The sequence below is a fragment of the Oleiphilus sp. HI0125 genome (assembly GCF_001635355.1).
This window is the reverse complement of record NZ_LWGF01000949.1, coordinates 1-1,224: the sequence shown is the minus strand read 5'-3', so window position 1 is coordinate 1,224 and position 1,224 is coordinate 1. Positions and strand designations below refer to the sequence as shown.

At 44.1% G+C, this 1,224-nt stretch carries 1 protein-coding gene; it reads right to left on the bottom strand.

Translation table 11 applies throughout. The features are described 5' to 3' along the window. A partial coding sequence (locus A3762_RS16345) for a Lon protease family protein (RefSeq protein WP_156493519.1) occupies positions 1 to 1,224 on the bottom strand: 1,224 nt, incomplete at both ends.

Below are 1,224 nucleotides of genomic sequence, written 5' to 3'. Positions count from 1 at the left end.
CATCGCGAACTTTTTTACTCAACATCAAATTGATCTGGTTAGTAGAGGGCAAGATAACAGCTTGCTCTCCCGTCAAACCAAGAATCTCACATGCATCAAAGAAGCCTTCAATCTTCTCGTTCACACCGCCAACTGGCTGAACCTCACCAAATTGATTCACCGAGCCGGTTACAGCAAAATTTTGCTTAATTGGCCGTTCACCTAACGAAGAAACTAACGCGCATAATTCAGCCAACGATGCGCTATCACCATCAACTTCTCCATAAGACTGCTCAAAGGCAATACTTGCAGACAAAGGCATCGGCTTATACTTCGCAAACAAAGTCGAAAGATAAGATGAAAGAATCATCACACCTTTCGTGTGAATATTTCCGCCTAGACGCGCATTGTGCTCAATATCAATGATATCGCCATCACCAAAGTAGCAATTCGCAGTCACCCTATTCGGCATACCGAACTCGGCTCCACCTGTACTCAAAACTGAGAGCGCATTGATTTGTCCGATCACAGCCCCTTCGACACTTAGCAAAGTGGAACCATTGCTTAGGGTGTGAAACATTTGATCTTTGATACGACTGTTACGCATTAAGTTACTTTCTAAAGCCCTCTCTACATGAGCACAACGAATCATGTTCGAGCTTTGTTCTTGGGCCCAGTAATTACTTTCACGCAACAAGTTGGCGATATCCGACGCGTGCAGAGAAAGCTTACTTTGGTCTTCTGCTTGTCGTGAACTATGTTCAATCACTCGAGCGATCGCTTTGCGATCACAATGCAGAAAAGACTTCTCGTGAACCAAACTTGAAATGAACTGCGCATAATGAGATTCAGAGCTTNGCGTTCTAGGCATTTCGTTCTCAAAGTCAGCAGCGACTTTGAAGAGCTCTGTGAACTCAGGATCATAATGCTGAAGCAGTAAATAAGTCTCTCTATCACCCAGTAAAATGACCTTCAGGTCTAAAGGCATTGCTTCTGGATCAAGAGAGATAGTCCCCGATAAAGTAACTTCGCGCTCCAAAGAATTCACTTGCAGAGAACGCGAACGTAAAGCGCGTTTCAAGCCATCCCATACAAAGGGTTGCTCAAGCACTTTCGCAGCATCAATAAGTAAATAACCACCGTTTGCCCTGTGGACAGAGCCTGAACGAATCAAGCTAAAATCGGTAAATACAGATCCTTTGTAGGTCACGCTTTCTACATAACCAAACAAGTTGTGGTAATTGG